The organism is Paraburkholderia bannensis NBRC 103871, assembly GCF_000685015.1.
GTDB lineage: Bacteria > Pseudomonadota > Gammaproteobacteria > Burkholderiales > Burkholderiaceae > Paraburkholderia > Paraburkholderia bannensis.
The window spans coordinates 233,530-254,708 of record NZ_BAYA01000009.1; the positions used below are offsets into that span (position 1 = coordinate 233,530).

16 protein-coding genes and 1 tRNA gene are annotated in these 21,179 nt (G+C 63.7%); 12 read left to right on the forward strand and 5 right to left on the reverse strand.

What is annotated here, in order from left to right; translation table 11 throughout:
• Positions 1-80: 80 nt before the first annotated feature.
• Positions 81-1,850, reverse strand: coding sequence for a cation:proton antiporter (locus BBA01S_RS16390; RefSeq protein ID WP_027817406.1), 1,770 nt, complete (start codon positions 1,848-1,850; stop codon positions 81-83).
• Between the two features lie 202 nt (positions 1,851-2,052).
• Here BBA01S_RS16390 and BBA01S_RS16395 point away from each other — a divergent pair, with 202 nt between their 5' ends.
• From BBA01S_RS16395 to guaD, 5 genes are all read left to right on the forward strand, one after another.
• Positions 2,053-3,438 (forward strand): amidase, encoded by a 1,386-nt coding sequence (locus BBA01S_RS16395; RefSeq protein ID WP_027817407.1) that lies wholly within the window; start codon positions 2,053-2,055, stop codon positions 3,436-3,438.
• A 174-nt stretch (positions 3,439-3,612) separates the two neighbouring features.
• Complete coding sequence (locus BBA01S_RS16400; protein WP_027817408.1) at positions 3,613-4,143, forward strand: disulfide bond formation protein B; 531 nt, start codon at positions 3,613-3,615, stop codon at positions 4,141-4,143.
• Between the two features lie 469 nt (positions 4,144-4,612).
• Positions 4,613-5,719 carry a xanthine dehydrogenase accessory protein XdhC gene (xdhC, locus tag BBA01S_RS16410; RefSeq protein WP_027817410.1) on the forward strand — a complete coding sequence of 369 codons (1,107 nt, stop codon included), beginning with the start codon at positions 4,613-4,615 and terminating at the stop codon, positions 5,717-5,719.
• 56 nt (positions 5,720-5,775) lie between these two features.
• Positions 5,776-6,819: an adenosine deaminase gene (locus BBA01S_RS16415; protein WP_027817411.1), complete on the forward strand. Its 1,044-nt coding sequence runs from the start codon at positions 5,776-5,778 to the stop codon at positions 6,817-6,819.
• Positions 6,820-7,005: 186 nt separating this feature from the next.
• A complete protein-coding gene (gene guaD / locus BBA01S_RS41495; protein ID WP_042297355.1) occupies positions 7,006-8,307 on the forward strand; it encodes a guanine deaminase in 1,302 nt (433 codons plus the stop codon).
• 106 nt (positions 8,308-8,413) lie between these two features.
• Here the strand turns inward: guaD and BBA01S_RS16425 are convergent, their stop codons facing one another.
• Positions 8,414-9,103, reverse strand: a complete 690-nt coding sequence (locus tag BBA01S_RS16425) for a DUF4136 domain-containing protein (protein ID WP_027817412.1) — start codon at positions 9,101-9,103, stop codon at positions 8,414-8,416.
• A 416-nt stretch (positions 9,104-9,519) separates the two neighbouring features.
• On the opposite strand from BBA01S_RS16425, the gene pepN reads away from it, so the two are divergent.
• The 3 genes from pepN (at position 9,520) to BBA01S_RS16440 (ending at position 13,633) form a co-directional block, all read left to right on the forward strand.
• The gene (gene pepN, locus BBA01S_RS16430; protein WP_027817413.1) at positions 9,520-12,219 is read left to right on the forward strand and encodes an aminopeptidase N; all 2,700 of its coding nucleotides are present in this window, start codon (positions 9,520-9,522) and stop codon (positions 12,217-12,219) included.
• Positions 12,220-12,474: 255 nt separating this feature from the next.
• Positions 12,475-13,491: a class 1 fructose-bisphosphatase gene (locus tag BBA01S_RS16435; RefSeq protein ID WP_027817414.1), complete on the forward strand. Its 1,017-nt coding sequence runs from the start codon at positions 12,475-12,477 to the stop codon at positions 13,489-13,491.
• Between the two features lie 66 nt (positions 13,492-13,557).
• A tRNA-Thr gene (locus BBA01S_RS16440) sits at positions 13,558-13,633 on the forward strand.
• Positions 13,634-13,682: 49 nt separating this feature from the next.
• On the opposite strand, the gene BBA01S_RS41500 is transcribed toward BBA01S_RS16440, so the two are convergent.
• On the reverse strand, positions 13,683-15,431 hold the full coding sequence (locus BBA01S_RS41500; protein WP_245641505.1) for a tetratricopeptide repeat protein: 1,749 nt from the start codon (positions 15,429-15,431) through the stop codon (positions 13,683-13,685).
• A gap of 666 nt (positions 15,432-16,097) precedes the next feature.
• Here BBA01S_RS41500 and BBA01S_RS47565 point away from each other — a divergent pair.
• Positions 16,098-16,247 (forward strand): hypothetical protein, encoded by a 150-nt coding sequence (locus BBA01S_RS47565; protein ID WP_027817415.1) that lies wholly within the window; start codon positions 16,098-16,100, stop codon positions 16,245-16,247.
• A 266-nt stretch (positions 16,248-16,513) separates the two neighbouring features.
• Positions 16,514-17,104 carry a chorismate mutase gene (locus BBA01S_RS16455; RefSeq protein ID WP_027817416.1) on the forward strand — a complete coding sequence of 197 codons (591 nt, stop codon included), beginning with the start codon at positions 16,514-16,516 and terminating at the stop codon, positions 17,102-17,104.
• A gap of 19 nt (positions 17,105-17,123) precedes the next feature.
• On the opposite strand, the gene BBA01S_RS16460 is transcribed toward BBA01S_RS16455, so the two are convergent.
• Positions 17,124-18,287 carry an exonuclease domain-containing protein gene (locus BBA01S_RS16460; protein WP_027817417.1) on the reverse strand — a complete coding sequence of 388 codons (1,164 nt, stop codon included), beginning with the start codon at positions 18,285-18,287 and terminating at the stop codon, positions 17,124-17,126.
• A gap of 317 nt (positions 18,288-18,604) precedes the next feature.
• Complete coding sequence (locus tag BBA01S_RS16465) at positions 18,605-18,808, reverse strand: cold-shock protein (RefSeq protein WP_027817418.1); 204 nt, start codon at positions 18,806-18,808, stop codon at positions 18,605-18,607.
• Between the two features lie 368 nt (positions 18,809-19,176).
• On the opposite strand from BBA01S_RS16465, the gene BBA01S_RS48655 reads away from it, so the two are divergent.
• Positions 19,177-19,407, forward strand: coding sequence for a hypothetical protein (locus BBA01S_RS48655; RefSeq protein ID WP_407668318.1), 231 nt, complete (start codon positions 19,177-19,179; stop codon positions 19,405-19,407).
• 547 nt (positions 19,408-19,954) lie between these two features.
• The gene (locus BBA01S_RS16475) at positions 19,955-21,106 is read left to right on the forward strand and encodes a porin (protein WP_027817419.1); all 1,152 of its coding nucleotides are present in this window, start codon (positions 19,955-19,957) and stop codon (positions 21,104-21,106) included.
• Positions 21,107-21,179: the final 73 nt, after the last annotated feature.

Genomic DNA, 21,179 nt, shown 5'->3' on the forward strand with positions numbered 1-21,179 from the left:
CCATTTGCACAATTGCTCACATTCCGTCACATTGGCCGCGCTCGTCATCCTGTCCAGCCTTTGCTGCCCCCGCCGTTCTCCTAGTGCGTGTCCTGGCGCTCGTCGAAAGTCTCGCGCAACGCAATCTGCATGCTCGCGTGGATCTTCACGCACCAACGCCAGAACAGCATCGTCAGCAACGCCGCGCACACCAGCACGCCGATCAGAAAGCCCGTCGGCGGCAGGATCGTGCCCGACAGCGCGGCCACCAGCACGAACACACCGATCATCGATATGGCCGGCACCAGCTCGGCGATGGCGTGGCGCAGCGCGCGCGTGAAGCGTCCGGCCTTCTCGGGCTGCACGCTGACCTCGGCCAGCAGCAACGCGAGCGACTGGGTCTTGCGCCACACGGCCACGAGGAACGGCATGGCCAGCAACAGCGCGACGCTCCACAGCACCACCCGCTGGATGCGCTCGTCGGGCACCCAGCTGGCAATAGCCGGCGACGCATAGCGCGCGCCATACGACATGCCGATAAAGATTGCCGACACCAGCGCCAGATTCAGCGCGATCTGCAGCACGATGCGCCGCGTGAGCGAAAACAGCGTCGGGCCGCCCTCGCCCTGCGAACGCGGCATCAGGCAGCGCAACCACTGGCTATACATGCCGAACACGTTGGACACGGCGGGCGGCATGGCGCGCGCGAGGCGCTGCGAGAGCGGATCGGCCACGCGGATCAGATACGGCGTGGTGAGCGTCGTGATGGCCGACACCGTCACGGCGATCGGATACAGGAAACCGCTCGTCACTTTCAGCGTGAGCCCGAGCGACGCGATGATGAACGAGAACTCGCCGATCTGCGACACCGTCATGCCGACGCGCATCGCCGTGCGGCCGTCGCGCCCCGCGAGGAAAGTGCCCAGACCGCACGACACCAGCTTGCCGAACACGACAGCCAGCGAGATCACGGCGATCGGCCAGGCGTAGTCGACCAGTACGAGCGGGTTGAGCATCAGCCCGATGGTGACGAAGAAGATCGCCGAAAACGCATCGCGCAACGGCGCGACCAGATGCTCGATGCGCTCCAGGTGCCGCGACTCGGCCATCACCGCGCCGATCAGGAACGCGCCCAGCGCGATCGAGTAGTCGAGCTTGACGACCAGCAGGCAGAACGCGAAGCAGAACCCGAGCACCGACACCAGCAGCATCTCGTCGCTGCCCACGCGCGCCACATAGCCGAGCACGCGCGGCACGATCAGGATGCCCGCCAGCAGCGAGACCGTCATGAACAGCAGCAGCTTGCCGAGCGTGATGAGCGCGATGCCAGGCGAAAGCTCCCCCGTTTGCGCGATGCCGCCAAGCAGCACGAGCATCGCAATGCCCAGGATGTCCTCGACGATCAGGATGCCGAACACGAGCTGCGCGAACGGTTCGCGCTTGACGCCCAGATCCGCGAGCGCCTTGACGATGATGGTGGTCGAGGAGATCGCCAGGATCGCGCCGAGAAACAGCGAATCCATCGCGGCCCAGCCAAACGCGCGGCCAATTTCATAGCCCAGCCACAGCATCACGACGATCTCGGAAATCGCCGCGACGATGGCCGTTGCGCCCACCTGGAACAGCTTGCGCAGACTGAACTCCAGCCCGAGCGAAAACATCAGGAACACGACGCCTAGCTCGCCCATCGTCTGGATGGTCTGCTCGTCGTGGATCAGCTGGAACGGCGGCGTATAGGGCCCGATGATCACGCCTGCCGCGATATAGCCAAGCACCACCGGCTGTTTCAGGCGATGGAACAGTACGGTGACGATCCCGGCGATCGCCATGACGACTGCCAGATCCTGAATAAAGCCGATTCCCTGGTGCATAAGCTCAAATCCTTACAAAATGCTATCGAATAGCTGAATGTTACCCGATGATCCGGCTGCGCCAAATCGTCCGCGCAACAAAAATCCAGCGTTCTACAATGATGTGTCCCTTGCGGTGCGTCATGCGCGGATCACGATGCTGTCCGCCGCCGCCGCGCGCCGCCGCCCGAGTTCAACGAACCGCCTTCCGTGCCCCGCTGCCATGACCTCTAGCGCCACCTCCCCTGCTTTCCCTCCGCTCGCCCAACTGGCCGCCGATCTGGCCGCGGGTCGCACCACCAGCCGCGCGCTCGCCGAAGCCGCGCTCGAACGCATCGCCGATCCGGCGGGCCAGGGCGCGACGGTCTTCACGCACGTCGACGCCGCTCGCGTGCGCGCCGCCGCTGACGCACACGACCGCCTGCGCGCCTCGGGCACGGTGCTGTCGCCGCTCGCGGGCATTCCGGTGTCGATCAAGGATCTCTTCGATGTCGAAGGCGAAGTCACGCGCGCAGGTTCTACGGCGCTAGCCAACGCCGCGCCCGCCAGCGCGGACGCCCCGGCCGTCGCACGCCTGCGCCAGGCGGGCGCGGTGCTGGTCGGGCGCACCAACATGAGCGAATTCGCGTTTTCGGGGCTTGGCCTGAATCCGCACTACGGCACGCCGCTCTCGCCGTGGCAGCGCGATGTGAAGGGCGACCAGCGTGTCGCGGGCGGCTCGTCGTCGGGTGCGGCGGCCTCGGTCGCGGACGGCATGGCCGCCATCGCGCTCGGCACCGACACCGGCGGCTCGATCCGCATTCCCGCCGCGTTCTGCGGCCTGACCGGCTTCAAGCCCACCGCCGCGCGCATCCCGAAGGCGGGCGGCGTGCCGCTCTCGCCGACGCTCGACTCGTTCGGCCCGATCGGCAACAGCGTGGCCTGCTGCGCGCTCGCCGACCGCATCCTCGCGGGCCTCGCGCCGCACGTGCCGGCCGCGCGTCATCTGGAAGGCGTGCGCATCGGCGTGCTGACGAACTTCGTGACCGACGGCGTAGAGGCCGAAGTCGCCGACACCATCGACACCGCGCTCAAGCATCTCGACGCGGCAGGCGCGATCGTCAACGACGTGCGGTTTTCGGCGTTCGAGCGTTTCGGCGAGATCAACCGCATCGGCTTTGCGTCGATGGAGGCTTACGCGTGGCATCGCGCGTTGATCGCCCAGCATCGCGATCAATACGATCCGCGCGTGCTCATGCGCATCCTCAAGGGCGAGCCCGCCAGCGCCGCCGATTATCTCGACCTGGTCGCCGCGCGCGCCGCCGTGATGGAGGAGGCGCAGGCCGCGCTGTGGTCGCGTTTTGACGTCGTGATCGCGCCGACGGTGCCGATCGCGCCGCCCGCCGTCGCCCCGCTCGCCGCCGATGACGACGTGTTCGCACGCACCAATGCGCTCGTGCTGCGCAATCCCAGCGCCTTCAACTTCCTCGACGCGTGCGCGCTCTCGCTGCCGGTGCACCGCCACGGGGCCGCGCCGGTCGGACTGATGCTCGCCGCCGCGCCTTACGCCGACGACGCGCTGCTCGCAATCGGGCGCGGCGTCGAAGCCGTGCTGGCCCCGCTGCGCTGAGCCGCTGGATTGCTGGAAAACGCCGCGCGCGAAGCCCGGTGAGCCGCGAGTCAGCCCGCCGCGCGCCTGTGCGCTTGCTCGCGGCGGCCGGCCTTCGCGCTAGAATCCCGTCACGCCGTTGTAGCCGGTGTCCGCGCGCACCGCTGCGCCTCCAACCCGAAAAAAACGAACCACATGAACGACGATAACGCGCTATTGCGCCGCGAACGCAGCCTGCTGGTACTGCTCGGCATCATCTGTCTCGCGCTGCTGGCCGGCGCACTCTATATGCAGTACGCCGAGCACCAGGATCCGTGCCCGCTGTGCATCCTGACGCGCTATTTCTTCATCCTGATCGCCGTTTTCGCGTTTCTGGGCGCGCGCTTCACAAGCTGGCGCGGCGTGCGCGCGCTCGAAGGGCTGATCGTGATTTCGGCGGTCGGCGGCATCGTCGCCTCGGCGAAGCTCGCCTGGGTGCAGGCGTTCCCGAGCTTCAGTTGCGGCTTCGACACGCTGCAGCCGATCGTCGACGCCCTGCCGCCCGCACACTGGCTACCCGGCGTCTTCAAGGTGCAGGGACTGTGCGAAACCACCTACCCGCCGATTCTCGGCCTGACGCTGCCGATCTGGTCAGTGGTGGCATTTGTCGTCGTGTTTGTCGCGGTGCTCATGAGCCTGTGGCGCAACCGCCGCCGCCAGGTGTCGTGGCCCGGCATCCGCCGTTAAGCGCTACGCCTCTCTCACGCCGCCCCGTTCGCGGGCGGCACGCCTTTCCCCGTGTTCCTGTAGCCTTTTTCTCTCTAAAGGGGCGGAACATTCATCATCCGGTCATGGGCGCCGTCACATAACCCGCATTATTCGCAGGGAATAGTTTCCTGGCGCTGTCAGTGTTACATTCGCAACTGGATGGCGATCTACGTGCGCGAGGCCGGTTTTGGCCCGGCCCTTGCTCCCCTGCGTAACGCGCGCCTGATCCGCAATGTCTCCTGGGTTTCACATGACAACGCAAACCATCCGAAACGTCCCCCGTGGCGCCGTGCATGAAGTTCATGACGCGCCCTTCGCAAGCCGCCAGCGCGCCGTGTCTGCGCTCGCGCACGTCCCGACTCTTTTCGTCCTCGACCAGCGCGTGCGTCTTGCGTGCCGCGTTGCGAGCGAATGCGCCGCGTTGGCCGCAGCGTAGGAGCACCGCCCGATGCAAGCCTGGGTCACCGATCTGCAACAACTGCTCGCGCATGGCGACGCCGCCGTACTCGTTACGGTCGCGCGCGCCGAAGGCTCGGTGCCGCGCGAAGCCGGCACGAAGATGATCGTCACGCGCGAGTCCGCGCGCCATACGATCGGCGGCGGGCACCTCGAATGGAAAGCCATCGAAATCGCGCGCCAGGTGCTGCGCGACGGCATGAGGATGTCGCACGCCCGGCGGCTGGAGCGCCTGGCACTCGGGCCCAGCCTCGGCCAGTGTTGCGGCGGCGCGGTCGTGCTCGCGTTCGAGCGGCTCGACGTGGCCGATCTCGGCTGGCTGGCCACGCTGTCGCGCCGGCTCGCCGCGGGCGCATCGACCGTTCGTAGCGTATCATTCCGCTCCTCGCGTAATGGGGCCAATGGAGCCAGCGGGGCCACTTCCAGCGATGCCGATGCGGGCGCCGTGATGCTCTCGGAGCCAGAGCCGGGCGTCGAAGCGCCGGACTGCCTGCTCTGGGATAGCGGTGCGAATGGGGGGGCGATCGGCGGAGCCGGCGACGCGTCCGATTCCACGCTGCTGCTCACCGAAACGATCGCGCCCAACGATTTCCCCATCGTGCTGTTCGGCGCGGGCCATGTCGGCGCGGCGCTCGTGCGCGTGCTCGGCACCTTGCCGTGCCGCGTGCGCTGGGTCGATGGGCGCGACGCCGGGTTTCCCTCGCCGGAAGCATTCGCGGCGCTCGGTGCGGCCAATGTCGTGATCGACGCCACCGACGCGCCGTTCGACGCCGTCGAAGCCGCGCCGCCCGGCAGCAGCTTCATCGTGATGACGCACGATCATGCGCACGACCTCGATCTCGCCGAACGCATCCTGCGCCGCGGCGACTTCGTGTTCTTCGGCATGATCGGCTCGCACAGCAAGCGCCAGCAGTTCGAGCACCGGCTCGCCGCGCGCGGCATCGATCCGTCGCAGATCGCGCGCATGAACTGCCCGCTGGGCGTGGACGGCATCGTCGACAAATCGCCCGAAGTGATCGCGATATCGGCCGCCGCCCAGTTGTTGCAGGCAATCGAGGCGACCCGGGCGCACGCCGCCCACGAGCACAGCCATGCTTAGGTCGCCCTGCCCCATTGCGCGTGATGTCACCCACGAACATATTGACCGACCAGATCATGACCATCACGACTACTGTTAATCCGCTTGTGCAGAAAGCCTTCGGCGCGCCCAAGTCCGAACTGCACATCCATATTGAAGGCTCGCTTGAGCCCGAGCTGATCTTCGCGCTCGCCCAGCGCAACAACGTCACGCTTGCCTACGAGTCGATCGAAGCACTGCGCGCGGCCTACGCGTTCACCGACCTGCAATCGTTCCTCGACATCTACTACGCGGGCGCGAGCGTGCTGCTGCACGAGCAGGATTTTTACGACATGACGATGGCCTACTGCGAGCGCGCACTCGCGGACAACGTCGTGCACACCGAAATTTTCTTCGATCCGCAGACGCACACCGAACGCGGCGTGTCGATCGAGACCGTCGTTGCGGGCATCGACCGCGCGCTCGCGGACGCCGAAAAGCGCGGCCTGACCAGCAAGCTGATCCTGTGCTTCCTGCGCCACCTGAGCGAAGCCGATGCGCTCGCCACGTGGGAAGCCGCGCTGCCGGTGTTCGAGCGTTATCCGCGCATGATCGGCGTGGGTCTCGATTCGTCCGAGCGCGGCCACCCGCCCTCGAAGTTCGAGCGAGTGTTCGAAAAGGCCCGCGCCAAGGGCCTGAAGCTCGTCGCCCATGCCGGCGAGGAAGGCCCGCCCGCCTATATCTACGAAGCGCTCGACCTGCTCAAGGTCGATCGCGTCGATCACGGCGTGCGCAGCATCGAGGACGCAGCGCTCGTCACGCGCCTGGCGGATTCGCGCGTCGCGCTGACCGTCTGTCCGCTTTCGAACACCAAGCTCTGCGTGTTCGACGACATGACGCAGCACACGCTCAAGCAACTGCTCGACCAAGGCGTCGCGGTGACGATCAATTCGGACGATCCGGCCTACTTCGGCGGCTACGTCAACGAGAACTACAGCGCCATCATCGAAGCGCTCAAGCTCGACGACAAAGAGGTGTACACGGTTCTGCGCAACGGCTTCGAGGCGTCGTTCGTCACGCCCGAAGAGCGCGCCGCGATGATCGCGAAGCTCGACCAGTACTGGAGCAGCGCAGCCGCTTAACACGCGCAGGACGTTTTCAGCCGGGCAGTTCCCCCTCAAAGGCCCCGCGCACCTGCGCCGGGCCGGGGGAGCGCTCGCGCCCAATTTTTTGCGCGCCGCATTTTCAGGAGCGGCGCGTGCAGCGCGCGCCAGCCATGAAGCGCGCACGGCGCCTGCATACCTGAAATTTACGGAGACGAAGTTCCCATGACTCAATCGGTTTTTCGCGCACAACTCCTGACCTTCACCGGCGACCCCGCGCAGTCGCCCGACGCAGCCCAGTTCCACGAGGACGGCGTCGTGATCGTCGAGGACGGCCAGGTTGCCGCGTCCGGCGCGTGGTCGGCGCTCAAGGAGCGCGTGAGCGATGGCGCGCAGGTGCACGACATGCGCGACAAGCTGATCGTGCCGGGCTTCATCGACACGCACATCCACTATCCGCAGACCGACATGATCGCGTCGCCCGCGCCGGGCCTGCTGCCGTGGCTGGACACCTACACGTTCCCGACCGAACGCGGTTTCGAGAACGAGGCCATTGCACAGGACACGGCGCAATTCTTCGTCGACGAACTGCTCAAGAGCGGCACGACCACGGCGCTGGTCTACTGCACGGTGCACAAGCAGTCCGCCGATGCGCTCTTCACGGCCAGCGAGGCGAAGAACCTGCGCATGGTCGCGGGCAAGGTGCTCATGGATCGCCACTGCCCCGAGTTTCTGCGCGACACGCCGCAGACCGGCTACGACGACAGCGCCGAGCTGATCGGCCGCTGGCACAACAAGGGTCGCCAGATGTACGCGCTCACGCCGCGTTTCGCGCCGACCTCGACCGAGGCGCAGCTCGAAGCGTGCGAAGCGCTCGCGAAGGCGCATGGCGACATCTTTATCCAGAGCCACGTCGCGGAAAATCTCGACGAGGTGAAGTGGGTCAAGGAACTGTTCCCGCGCCAGCGCAGCTATCTGGACGTCTACGATCGTTACGGACTCCTGCGTCGCCGCGCGGTGTACGGCCACTGCATCTGGCTCGACGACGAAGACCGCCAGCGTATGGCCGAAACCGGCGCGGTCGCGGCGCACTGCCCGACGTCGAACCTGTTCCTCGGCAGCGGCCTGTTCGACTTCGACAAGGCCAATGAGTCGCAGATGCCCGTGACGCTGGCAACCGACGTCGGCGGCGGCACGTCGTTCTCGATGCTGCAGACGATGAACGAAGCGCACAAGGTCGCGCGCATGGGCGGCCATCATCTGACGGCCACGCGCATGTTCTGGCTCGCCACGGCAGGCGCCGCGCAAGCGCTCGATCTCGCCGACAAGATCGGCACGCTCGCACCGCAATCGGAAGCCGACTTCGTCGTGCTCGACCCGAAGGCCACGCCACTGCTCGCGCGCCGCACCGCGCGCGCTGAATCGCTCGAAGAACTGCTGTTCGCGTTCGCGTTGCTCGGCGACGATCGCGCTGTGTTCGAAACCTATGCGGCAGGCGCACGTGTGCATAGCCGCGAAAGCGCATAACGACGTGTAACGACGCGTCACGCCAAAAGGCGGGTCAAACGGCGGCCCAAAAGCAAAGCGCGCCGGACGCAAACGTCCGGCGCGCTTTTTTGTTGCTGCTTGCAGCTTACTTCGCTACCGCTGGCGTATTGGCGGCTGCGGCAGGCGGCATGGCCGCGGCAGGAGCTTCGTTCGACGCCCCGCCGTTCTTGTCGACCGGCAGCTTCACCTGCGTGACCGTGCCGTTCTGCAGCGGGAAGTTGGCGAGCGCGCTGCGCACCAGATAAGGCATCACGCGCACGAGCGAGGGATCGTCGCCCGAAGCGCGCGCGGAGACGTTATAGAGCTCCTTGCCCGACGCCTTGTCCGTGATGCGCACGGCGAGCACATGCGAATAAACCGGATAGCTCTGGTTCACATAGGCCGGGCCGTACGGCCCCCACGGGCCCCACGGATTGAACGGCCCCCAATACGGGCTCGGCCAGGGGTTGTAGAACACCGGCTGCGCGACCGTCACGGTATCCATGCGGCTGCCATAAGCCAGGCCGACGAGATAGTGCGCCTGCGGCTGCGGCACCTGGCGGAACGCCTGGGTCGACAGGCCGTCGGCGACCAGGTTCTCGTAGGTCGATTGCTCGATGCTGTGTTCCTGATCGGGGTTGCGCGTAAACGCATAGGTGCGCGTGGCGTCGCTGCCGCCATCCCACGCGGAGAAAGCCGTCACCTGGCTCGTTACGTAGGTGGTGCAGCCGGAAAGCGTCACGGCGAGCGCGGCCAGCATCAGCAGGGCGCGGCGGGTCCATCGGTCGGGCATCATGGTCTTCTCTTGCATTGTTGCCAGTGGTTGTGAAAGCGCAGTCGTGGGGGCCGCTCCTTCCGATACGAATTTGCCGCAGCGTTTATTCCGTCGCGCGACCGTCGCTCAATTATTTTCTGGCGATTTTTCGCGGATTCTTCTGTAATCTTCGGCGCTCCGGACGGCTTCGCCAGCATGCGCGATGCAACGCGGCAGGCCCGATCATACTGACTCGCGCGGCGACGCGAAAGTTCGCGCCCCTCTGGATACCTTCCGATAGCTCCCGATCCCGCCCCGCAAGCGCGACCGCGCTCCGGACAAGCCGCCCGAGCCTTTGTACAATGGGACGACCTGCCGCCCGCAGCGCCGCACGCAGGCGGCCTCCAGGTTTAAACGACGCCCCGATCCGACGACCCGACTCTCCCCAGCACGAGACCATGTCCGATACCGCAACGCCTAACGTGATCCGCCGCGAAGACTACGCGCCGCCCGCCTTCCTGATCGATACCGTCGATCTCGAATTCGACCTCGTGCCCGAGCGCACCATCGTCAAAAGCACGCTCGCCGTGCGCCGCAATCCCGATGCGAAGCACGCCGCCCATCTCGAACTGCTGGGCGAGCAGCTGGAGTTCATCGGCGCGGCCATCGACGGCCAGCCCTGGGAACAGGTGCGCGCGCACGAACACGGCCTGAGCATCGAAAACGTCCCCGACAGCTTCACGCTCACGCTCACAGGCGCTTGCGATCCGGCGGCGAACACCACGCTCTCCGGCCTCTACGTGTCGGGCGGCAACTTCTTCACGCAGTGCGAAGCCGAAGGCTTTCGCCGCATCACGTGGTTCCTCGACCGTCCGGACGTCATGTCCACCTATACGGTCACGCTGCGCGCGGACAAGACCTCGTATCCCGTGCTGCTCTCGAACGGCAACCTGATCGCCGAAGGCGACCTGCCCGACGGCCGTCATTATGCGAAATGGGAAGACCCGTTCCGCAAGCCGAGCTATCTGTTCGCGCTGGTCGCGGGCAAGCTCGTGGCGCTGGAAGAGCGTATCCAGTCCGGTTCGGGCAAGGAAAAGCTGCTGCAGGTCTGGGTCGAGCCGCACGATCTCGACAAGACGCGTCATGCGATGGATTCGCTGATCCACTCGATCCGCTGGGACGAGTCGCGCTTTGGGCTGGAACTCGATCTCGACCGCTTCATGATCGTCGCCGTGAGCGACTTCAACATGGGCGCGATGGAGAACAAGGGGCTCAACATCTTCAACACGAAGTACGTGCTGGCGAACCCCGAAACGGCCACCGACGTCGACTTCGCCAATATCGAAGCCGTGGTCGGCCACGAGTACTTCCACAACTGGACGGGCAACCGCGTGACCTGCCGCGACTGGTTCCAGTTGAGCCTGAAGGAAGGCCTCACGGTGTTCCGCGACCAGGAGTTCTCGGCGGCGATGTCGGGCGGCGACGAAAACGAAGCCGCACGCGCGACCAAGCGTATCGAGGACGTGCGCGTGCTGCGCCAGATGCAGTTCGCCGAGGACGCGGGCCCGATGGCGCATCCGGTGCGCCCCGAAAGCTACGTCGAGATCAACAACTTCTACACGATGACCGTCTATGAGAAAGGCGCGGAAGTCGTGCGGATGTACCAGACGCTGTTTGGCCGCGACGGCTTCCGCAAGGGCATGGATCTGTACTTCCAGCGCCACGACGGCCAGGCCGTGACCTGCGACGATTTCCGCGCCGCGATGGCCGATGCCAATGGCCGCGACCTCGCACAATTCGAAGGCTGGTACAGCCAGGCGGGTACGCCGCGCGTGAGCGTGACGACGCACTACGACGCCGCCGCGAAGCGCTATAGCGTGACGCTGGCGCAGGGTTACGCGAACGGCTCGCCCGCCGCGCGCGAAACGCAGAAGGGGCCGCTCCTGATTCCGTTCGCGATCGGCCTGATCGGCCCGGACGGCCAGGATCTGCCGCTCAAGCTCGAAGGCGAAAGTCAGGGAGCGCAAGCTGGCGCGACCACGCGCGTGCTCGAAGTCACCGAAAAGCAGCAGACCTTCACCTTCGTCGATGTCGAGGCAAAGCCCCTGCCCTCGCTCCTGCGCAACTTCTCCGCGCCGGTGATCGTCGAGTACGACTACGGCAACGACGAGCTGGCCTTCCTGCTCGCGCACGACAGCGACCCGTTCAACCGCTGGGAAGCGGGCCAGCGTCTTGCCACGCGCGAACTGCTTGCGCTGGCCGCACGCGCGTCGGCGGGCCAGCCGCTCGAAACCAGCGATGCGCTCGTGCAGGCCTTCAGCCGCGTGCTGACCGATACCTCGCTGTCGCCGTCGTTCCGCGAACTCGCGCTGATGTTGCCGTCGGAAACCTATCTCGCCGAGCAGATGGCGGAATCCGACCCGGCCGCCGTGCACGCCGCGCGCCAGTTCGTGCGCAAGCGTCTGGCCACGGCGCTCAAGGCCGAGTGGCTGGCTGCGTATCAGGCCAACCTGACGCCGGGCGCCTATGAGCCGACGCCGGAAGCCGCGGGTCGGCGCGGCCTGAAGAACCTCGCGCTCTCCTACCTGAGCGAACTCGACGATCCCGCCGACGCCGTGCGCCTCGCGACCGCCCAGTACGACGCCGCCAACAACATGACCGATCGCGCGGCGGCGCTGTCGGCGCTGATGAACGCGTCGGCGGCCACGGGCGCGGGTTACGCGAAGAACGCGCTCGAAGACTTCTACGCGCGCTTCGAAAAGGAGCCGCTCGTGATCGACAAGTGGTTCTCGCTGCAAGCGACCCAGCGTGGCACGGCGCAGCGTCCGGTGATCGACACGGTGCGCGCGTTGATGCGCCATCCGGCCTTCAATCTGAAGAATCCGAACCGCGCGCGTTCGCTGATTTTCAGCTTCTGCGCGGCCAACCCGGCGCAATTCCACGCTGCCGACGGTTCGGGTTACGCGTTCTGGGCCGAACAGGTCATCGCACTCGACGCCATCAATCCGCAGGTTGCCGCGCGTCTTGCGCGCAATCTCGAACTGTGGCGCCGTTTCACGCCCACCCTGCGCGACAAGATGCGCGCCGCGCTCGAACAGGTCGCCGCCCGCGTGAAGTCGCGCGATGTGCGTGAAATCGTGGAAAAAGCACTGGCCTGACGCTTTAAACCCGTCAAGACCAAGCCGGCCCGATGCACTGCGTCGGGCCGGTTTTTTTTCGGGCTTGTTGGTGCGTGTTTTTGTGCGCTTTTTGGTGCGTATTTTTGTCCATTCTTTTCGAATATTGTTCCCCGCCACGATCCCGGCCAGGCGCGCCAGGCCGCGCGCCGACGGCTTTTTACAGCGGTACGCACCGGACAGTCACACCCCAGCGGGTAGAATTGCGCTATTCCCCAAGCTCCCCGGAGTACTGCAATGGCTTTGCACCGTCGTACCACTCTCACGAAATACCTGATCGAGCAGCAACGCGAACACAAGAACCTGCCCGCCGATCTGCGTCTGTTGATCGAAGTCGTCGCACGCGCGTGCAAGGCGATCAGCTTCAACGTCAGCAAGGGCGCGCTCGGCGATGCGCTGGGCACCGCCGGCAGCGAGAACGTCCAGGGCGAAGTGCAGAAGAACCTCGACATCCTGTCGAACGAAATCCTCCTTGACGCCAACGAATGGGGCGGCAACCTCGCGGCCATGGCGTCCGAGGAAATGGAAACCTTCTTCCCGATCCCGGCCAACTATCCGAAGGGCGAATACCTGCTCGTGTTCGATCCGCTCGACGGTTCGTCGAACATCGACGTGAACGTGTCGATCGGCACGATCTTCTCGGTGCTGCGCTGCCCGGACGGCAAGCAGGCCACCGAGGAATCGTTCCTCCAGCCGGGTACGCAGCAGGTCGCGGCCGGCTACGCCGTGTACGGCCCGCAGACCGTGCTCGTGCTCACGACCGGCAACGGCGTGAACTGCTTCACGCTCGACCGCGAACTCGGTTCGTGGGTGCTCACGCAGAGCAACATGCGCATTCCGGAAGACACGCGCGAATACGCCATCAACGCCTCGAACGCACGCCACTGGCACGAGCCGGTGCAGAAGTACATCGGCGAGCTCAACGATGGCAAGGACGGCCCGCGCGGCGAGAACTTCAACATGCGCTGGATCGCTTCGATGGTCGCTGACGTGCACCGTATCCTGAATCGCGGCGGCATCTTCATGTATCCGGCCGACAAGCGCGACCCGTCGAAGCCGGGCAAGCTGCGCCTGATGTACGAAGCGAACCCGATGTCGTTCATCGTCGAGCAGGCGGGCGGCGTGGCGACCAATGGCGAAGAACGCATCCTCGACATCCAGCCGACGAGCCTGCACGAGCGCGTCGCCGTGTTCCTCGGCTCGAAGAACGAGGTCGAGCGCGTCACCCGCTATCACCACGAAGCGAAAAAATAAAAAAGATGCAGAAAGGGCTTGCATTCCTCTGAGCACTTTCCTATAATCTTTCTTCTCTGATGTGCGGCCGGAATAGCTCAGACGGTAGAGCAGCGCATTCGTAATGCGAAGGTCGGGGGTTCGATTCCTCTTTCCGGCACCAAAGATTCAACAAAAAGCCCAGTCTTCTGACTGGGCTTTTTGCTTTGTGGCTACCGGTTCGCGGTCTTTGCCGCGACGACCTCCCCTAGCGCTTCGCGCACTTCATCCAGCACCGGCCCCCACTGCCCCAGCTCGCGCTGCCTGAAAAGACGCGCCGACGGATACCACGGACTATCGGCACGCGCAGCCATCCAGCGCCAGTCGGTGCAGGACGGCAACAACACCCACACCGGCACACCCGCCGCCGCCGCCAGATGCGCAACCGAGGTATCGACGCTCACGACCAGATCGAGCAACTGCACGATCGCGAGCGTGTCCTCGAAAGTCGCAATCCGCTCGCCGAGCGGCGTCATGTCGATTGCTTCGGGCAAGGAAGCGAGCTCGCGTTCAGCCCCGCCCTTTTGCAAGGCGAACCACGATACGCCGGGTTGAGCGAGCACCGGTCGCAGTTGATCCAGCATCATCGAGCGATAACGATCCAGCTGGTATTGCGGATTGCCGGCCCACACGAGGCCGACGCGCAACTTACCGGCCTGCGCCGCTTCATCGATTTGCGCTCGCCAGTGCGCGACCTGCGTTGTGGGCGCGCGCAGGTATGACGTGGCCACGGGCAGGTCGCGCAATGCGAGCTTCATGTGCTCGGGCAAGCGGAACATGCGACACCAGAAGTCGTAATGGCCGCGCGGCAAGGTGTCGAAGACCTGATGCACGCCGCTCGCGCAGCGCGCAACGCCGACGAGCGCCGGATCAACCCAGACATCGACCACGGCGCCAGCGCGATGCAGCCAGGCGGCGCAGCACAGCAACTGGATCTGATCACCGAGTCCCTGTTCGCCGAGCAGCAGAAAACGCTTGCCCACGACCGGCTCGCCCTGCCATTCGGCGTAGGGCGGACGTGCGAGCGTGCGGTTTTCCGGCAAGCGCTCATGCCACGCATATTGCTTCCAGCCTGCGTCGAATTCGCCACGGCGCAGCAGCGACGCGGCCAGGTTGAACTGGATCGGCGCGTCCTCGGGCGCCAGGCGCGCAGCCACAGCGCTGTGCTCATGCATGGCGTCGAAATCGCCGCGCATGTGCGAGGCGTAGGCCACGTTCAGATGCAGCAGCGGCAGTGAGGGTGCGACGGCCACACCTTGCTTCGCCACGTCGAGCGCCGTATCGAAGCGATCGATGCTGTTCAACGCGAACGCGAGATCTTTGAGCGCGTGGGCGTCACCGGCAAACTCGGCGCGCAGTTGTGCAATCAGCGCATCGACCCGTTCCCGGCGACCCAGCCGCGACTCGAGCTTGAGCAAGTCGATTGCATCGTCAGGCCGCGCAGCGCCCAGGCGCCAGGCCTGCTCCAGATAGCGTGCAGCATCGTCATCCTGACCGGCTTCGAGACTGAGATCGGCCAGGCGGCGCGCCGCGTGGTGCAGCGACGGGTCGAGCGCAAGCGCTTTCTCGTAATGCCGCCCCGCCTCGTCCCGACGACCGGCGAGCTTCAGGACATCGGCGAGATTGCGGTGCAGCGTGGGCGTATCCCCGGCCAGCGTCAGCGCGCGGTGATAGGCCGCCTCCGCGAGCACGTGATCGCGCGCCATCGCCACGATCAGGCCGCGATGCTCCCAAAGTTCGGCATTCGTGGGCGCGACATGAATCGCCCGATCGAGATAGCGGCATGCATCCTCCGTGCGCTTCGCGCGCAGACAGGCAAGCGCGAGACGATGCAGCACGCCAGCGTCGCCGGGCTCGCGCGCCAACTGACGTTCATATTCCAGGATGGTGTCGGACAGCGAGGTTTCAATGGAATGCATCATGGGAGGGTCGGATGAAATGGCCGCGGCTTTCCGCTCGCGATCTTTTGAAGATAGCGATTGGCGCCCGCCGATCGAATCGGACGGTTCCGAAAACCCCTCTCGCCCTCAAGCTAAAGCGTGAGTCGATGTGCGAAGCATTCTCATTTTTTCGCTTACTTGCAGTTACAGTTAAATCGACACATCAATGCTTCTCTTTGCTTTTAATAAGCCACATCAGAAGAAACGCCCGCTTACATACTTTTAATTGTGTTAACCGTGCGGGAGTCAACGATTGCGCATAATCGTTCGTTCCAGGGGAATAGCAGGAGAGTGGTGATTGAGCGAGCAGACCAGCGACTTGTGGCAGCGCCCACAATTTCACGCGGCAAGCGGGTCAGCGCGTCGGGTGAACCCTGACGGCCTGTCCAGAGCGGCCTGCCGGCCAGCATGTGGCGGCGCAACAGATCGTTACGGGAAAACCCACACAATGCAAAAAGCCCTCGACTCAATGCGAGGGCTTCGTGGATATTAACCGGGGAACCCAATAAGTATATTCCTGCTGGCTTAATAAATCCGCTCGCTGTACGAATAAAGCAACACACGCACCTGAAAAGCACTTTTACGTTGGGCGCCCCTAGCGCGCGTGAAGCGCCGAGTCGGATAATCGCCTTACACAGGAGAAAGATCATGGACGCCAAACCGCCAAGGATTCCGACCCCGGATCAAGTATTTAGCCCGGATCCGGAACCGGTGGCCGTCGAGTTTCTCGGCGATGAATTGCCCGCACATGTCCGGGCATTCCTCGACGAGCAACGCAAGGGCCACGAGCAGAAGTAATGACAAAGCGCTTTGGCGCTTACGGGGCAGGAGAAACGGCAGTCGGCTGCGACTGCCGCGTTAGCTTGCGCACTGTCGACGCACCGTCACATCATGAGGTGCGCGAGCTGTCGCGCTCAATACGCCGCGTTCGCCAATGCCATGTGCCAGGCACGCCGCATTCCAGCGCGTGCGGTTCGCGCTCGTGAAAGCGCTTCGTCAAACTTGCGCGTCATAACCGGCTATCCTTCGCTTTTCTCCTCTCGGCTAGCCGCCCTTCACTTGCAATGACTTTTCGCTTTCGCGCGCTCGCGTCCTGCGCAGCCGCCCTGCTGCTCGCCCTGCCTGCCGTTTGCGCTCACGCCGACGGCGACGACACCTCCCTCACCAATCTCGTCGCGCTCGTTTCGCAACGCCTTGCGCTGGCGGAACCGGTCGCGCAATGGAAGTGGCTCAATCACAAGCCGATCACCGATACGCCGCGTGAAAACGCCCTGCTCGCAGACGTGCAGAAACGCGCCGCGGCCGCCGGCGTCGATCCGGCGTTCGCGCGGGCATTCTTCCGCGATCAGATCGATGCCAGCACGCAAGTCCAGCAAGGCCTCTTTGCGAACTGGCGCAACTCGCAGCCGCCCAGCGGCCCGGCTCCGGATCTTGCGAGCGTCACGCGCCCGCAACTCGACCGGCTGACGGGGCAACTGATCGGCGCACTCGCACGCGTACAACCCACGCGCACGGCCGACGACTGCCCGGCGCGCGTGGCGCGGGCCGTCGCGAACTGGAAGGAACTGACGCGCTACGATTCCACACGTGCCGAAGCCATGACACGCGCACTAGGCCATGTCTGTGAAGCGGGCGGCGTGGGCGGGACGGCCTGATGCAGGCGCGGGCCGCCGTTTAGACGACGCTCGCAGCGCCTTCAGTCGCCGACGGTTCCAGCGGCTGCACGCGCAGACCGCGCTCGAGCCGGGTTTGCAGGATGCGCCAGGTAGAGAGTTCGAACGGCGCTTCGGCTGCGCTTGAAGCAGCGGCAAGCGTGCTCGCCTGCGCCGCACTCGACGCTGCGCCGAGGTAGCACCAGCGATCGATCACATGAAAGACCGCCGTGCCGCGCACGGCGTCCTGCTCCTCGATGAGCACCGCGGCACCAAACGGCCAGGGTGCGCTAACCGGATCGAGCTTCGAAACACGCGTCGCGCGGTTGAACGACGGCTTCAGTTGCGCGAGCCAGCGCGCCTCGACCAGCAGCGCACCGATTTCGCCGCCGGTAGCCTGCCATTCGACACGGCGAATCAGTTGGGCCATACGCTGCTCGCGCGACGACCGGCGCTCGCCCGACAGATGCGAACGCACACGCTGACGCACGCGCACACTGCGCCCTACATATAGAGGTGCATCGTTTTCGCCGAAGAAAGCATAGACGCCATGCCCCGCCGGTGCGCTTTCGATCAGGTCGTCGGTGATATCGCCCGCCAGGCGATGGCGGCGCGTGAGGCGCTCGATCTGCGTAGCCAGCATCTCCTCAGGCACAAGGCCCGGCAGACGTTGCCAGAATTGCCAAAGCAGATCGGCGTCGGCGAGCGCGCGGTGGCGATCGGAGGCCACGAGCGCATGACGCTCGACCAGCGCATCGAGCCCGTGGCGCTTCTCCGCGGGAAAGAGCGCCCGCGACAGCCGCACGGTGCACAGCACGTCGGGATTGAAGGTGAGCCCTGCCCGCTCGAATTCGGCGCGCAGAAAACCACGATCGAAACTCGCATTGTGCGCGACGAAGAGTTTGCCCGCGAGACGCTCGAATAGCGCCGGGGCGATCTCGGCGAACGTGGGGGCGCCGCGCACCATTGCATCGCTGATGCCGGTGAGCTGCTGAATGAAGGGAGGGATCGGCTGCTGGGGATCGACCAGCGAACTCCAGCGCGTGGCCTGCCCATCCGTCACCTCGACGATGCCGACTTCGGTGATGCGGTGTTCGCCCACCGAGCCTCCCGTCGTTTCAAGATCAACAAAGACGAGGGGAACGTCGCCGGACGAGGGTTCGGCGCTCAATAGGGTGTCGGACATGGTGCAACGGAAGAACGAAGAGAAGAAATCGGCCCAAGTATGCACCGTTTGGGCAAAGTGCGCAGCGCTTTCGGAAACATGAGCGCTTTCGGGATTGCATTTTAATGACGCGATTGACGGATTTTTTTGAATTGGGGTTTTCCCGTTAAAACCGTACGCCTTTAAAAGCGACCGATATTTTCAGCCAGCCTTTGTTTTCCGCAAAAACAAAAAAGCCCTGGATACCCAGGGCTTGTCTTTATGTGCAGCGCGAATGCTTCATGCATTCGACCCGCTCGCCTGAGGTAGCCAAAGCTACATCAGGCAATTGCGAGTACTTACAGCGGCTGGATGTTCGCAGCCTGCTTGCCCTTCGGGCCAACCTTGACGTCGAACGAGACGCGCTGGTTTTCCTTCAGCGACTTGAAGCCTTCCGAACGGATCTCCGAGAAGTGCGCGAACAGATCGTCGCCGCCGGCATCCGACGTGATGAAGCCAAAGCCCTTAGCATCATTGAACCATTTGACAATACCGGTTTCCATGTTTCCGTTTCCCTCGAAATAAAATGACGCGGGCATACCCTCACGCCGAATTCAAACTGAGTCGCCCTCACCGCAATGCCAATGCAATTGAAGCTGAAAGGTCAATTCAGAATTGCCGTTATACGGGGAACGCCAATCGCCAGTCAAGCGAATTTTTTATAACAGCAATCCCGGTTTCGAGATAAACCGGCATGCATCAAAAGACGCGCAAAAAGATATGCAATTGAAATGCAATCAAGCGCACGCGACCTTTTTACTCATCGATTCGGATGCGCTGGTTTCAATCGGGAAAAACTACGTGAAGTGTAACAATCAGTGTCAAACGTAAGTGTTTTTACCGGTTGTTCGCATACCCTGAAAAACTCATGATGAATAGAGTTAGCGTGCTATGGGAGGCAATCATGCTGACGTTACTACGACGCTGTCTTCACTGGCTGGTTGAAATAGACAGCCCAGAGCCAGCAGACGAGATCGAGACGTATGGGTCGTGGCACGGCGATCACTGGCATAACCTGCTGTGTTCCCCGATGGATGCCCGGCACTATGTAATGGAAGACTGGAGCCTGCAGTTGGAGCCGCCTGAAGACCATGCCCGCTAAGGGTGTGGTGTAGCAAATGGCGACGTGCGTGCGCGCACGACAGGCAAAAAAAAAGCGCAGCCAAGGCCGCGCTGACAAAGGTTTGGAGATCTTTTTCGTCAACGAAAAAGTCTGCTTCGGAAAGCAGCCATTGCAGTATAGCCGCAGGGTTCTGACCCATTAACTCTGCGGCACACAATCATCTGTTACGTGCGACGCAATAATGGTGGTTGACACCGATTACCACCGTTTTCTGCAATCAATTATTGTAGCGATCCCACAACGCCATTCGATTGACAGTTCTTCCGCCGTCAACCGTAAATCCGCTGAAAGCCCCGACCAGTAAGGCTTGAAGCCGGCTCAAATATCATTTCTAAATGCGCAATACTTTATTGCGCAAATCGGAATACCTTGATTGCAGCGACCCTCTTCTACACTCTGCCTGTCCGGAAACCGACAGCGACGGATTTAACGCACCACGCGAGCTTTGCCTCTCGCTGCGATTCGTGTGGACGGTTTCCCAAACAGGGTTCGACGAAACCCACCTCTGTTCTCGGAGTTTACAAAGATGAAAAAGACTCTCATGGTCGCTGCCCTCACGGGCGTTTTTGCAACGGCTGCACACGCACAAAGCAGCGTTACGCTGTACGGCTTGATCGACGCCGGCCTCACCTACTCGAGCGCGCAAAAGGGCCACGCTACGTACCAGGCAACGAGCGGCACCGTCAACGGCAGCCGTTTCGGCCTGCGTGGCGCTGAAGACCTCGGTGGCGGCCTGAAGGCTATCTTCACGTTGGAAAACGGCTTCAACATCGACAACGGCAACATGGGTCAGAAGAGCCGTCTGTTCGGTCGTCAAGCATTCGTCGGTCTCGCAAGCAGCCAGTACGGTGCAGTGACCCTCGGCCGTCAATACGACTCGATCGTTGACTACCTGGCACCGCTGTCGAACACGGGTACGCAATTCGGCGGCACGATCGCTGCTCACCCGTTCGATAACGACAACCTGAACAACTCGATCCGTTTCAACAACACGGTCAAGTACAGCAGCGTGAACTACGCTGGCTTCAAGTTCGGCGGCACGTACTCGTTCTCGAACAGCACCGAATTCGCGAACAACCGTGCATACAGCTTCGGCGCATCGTACAACTACGCTGGCCTGAACTTTGCTGCTGGTTACCTGCAAACGAACAACAACGTCAACAACCAGCAATTCAACGCTGCGACGTTCTCGGGCGCGGAAGCTGGCGACTACACGTTCGGCGCAGGCCGTCAACGCACGTTCGGCGGCGGCGTGAACTACACGTTCGGCCCGGCAACGGCTGGCTTCGTGTACACGCAGACGCAACTGAGCCAGGCAATCGGCATCTCGCCGACGCAATCGGGCACGACGAACGGCGTGGGCTTCCACGCAAACAGCGCACGCTTCCAGAACTTCGAAGGCAATGTTCGCTACGCTCTGACGCCGGCAATCAGCCTGGCTGGCGCGTACACGTACACGCGTTCGAACTTCGGCGGCGGCGTGAACCCGAACTTCCACACGGTGGCTCTGCAGTCGGACTACGCCCTGTCGAAGCGCACGGACGTCTACCTGCAAGGCGACTGGCAACACGTGTCGTCGAACGACGGCAACGTGACGGCGTTCCTGAACGGTCTGAGCAACGCATCGGGTCGTCAAGACCAGGTTGCTGTGACGGTTGGTATGCGTCACCGCTTCTAAGATGCACTCCGCTGGCCCTTGCGGCCAGCCGTGCAGCTGAAAAGCCGCCCTCGGGCGGCTTTTTTCATTTCTG

Bases quoted from the DNA above. Each gene is read 5' to 3' on its own strand.
- BBA01S_RS16400 (WP_027817408.1), top strand. From the start codon at position 3,613: ATGAACGACGATAACGCGCTATTGCGCCGCGAACGCAGCCTGCTGGTA.
- pepN (WP_027817413.1), top strand. From the start codon at position 9,520: ATGTCCGATACCGCAACGCCTAACGTGATCCGCCGCGAAGACTACGCG.
- BBA01S_RS16390 (WP_027817406.1), bottom strand. From the start codon at position 1,850: ATGCACCAGGGAATCGGCTTTATTCAGGATCTGGCAGTCGTCATGGCG.
- BBA01S_RS16395 (WP_027817407.1), top strand. From the start codon at position 2,053: ATGACCTCTAGCGCCACCTCCCCTGCTTTCCCTCCGCTCGCCCAACTG.
- xdhC (WP_027817410.1), top strand. From the start codon at position 4,613: ATGCAAGCCTGGGTCACCGATCTGCAACAACTGCTCGCGCATGGCGAC.
- BBA01S_RS47565 (WP_027817415.1), top strand. From the start codon at position 16,098: ATGGACGCCAAACCGCCAAGGATTCCGACCCCGGATCAAGTATTTAGC.
- BBA01S_RS16435 (WP_027817414.1), top strand. From the start codon at position 12,475: ATGGCTTTGCACCGTCGTACCACTCTCACGAAATACCTGATCGAGCAG.
- BBA01S_RS16465 (WP_027817418.1), bottom strand. From the start codon at position 18,808: ATGGAAACCGGTATTGTCAAATGGTTCAATGATGCTAAGGGCTTTGGC.
- BBA01S_RS16460 (WP_027817417.1), bottom strand. From the start codon at position 18,287: ATGTCCGACACCCTATTGAGCGCCGAACCCTCGTCCGGCGACGTTCCC.
- BBA01S_RS16425 (WP_027817412.1), bottom strand. From the start codon at position 9,103: ATGATGCCCGACCGATGGACCCGCCGCGCCCTGCTGATGCTGGCCGCG.
- BBA01S_RS41500 (WP_245641505.1), bottom strand. From the start codon at position 15,431: ATGATGCATTCCATTGAAACCTCGCTGTCCGACACCATCCTGGAATAT.
- BBA01S_RS16475 (WP_027817419.1), top strand. From the start codon at position 19,955: ATGAAAAAGACTCTCATGGTCGCTGCCCTCACGGGCGTTTTTGCAACG.
- guaD (WP_042297355.1), top strand. From the start codon at position 7,006: ATGACTCAATCGGTTTTTCGCGCACAACTCCTGACCTTCACCGGCGAC.
- BBA01S_RS16415 (WP_027817411.1), top strand. From the start codon at position 5,776: ATGACCATCACGACTACTGTTAATCCGCTTGTGCAGAAAGCCTTCGGC.
- BBA01S_RS48655 (WP_407668318.1), top strand. From the start codon at position 19,177: ATGAATAGAGTTAGCGTGCTATGGGAGGCAATCATGCTGACGTTACTA.
- BBA01S_RS16455 (WP_027817416.1), top strand. From the start codon at position 16,514: ATGACTTTTCGCTTTCGCGCGCTCGCGTCCTGCGCAGCCGCCCTGCTG.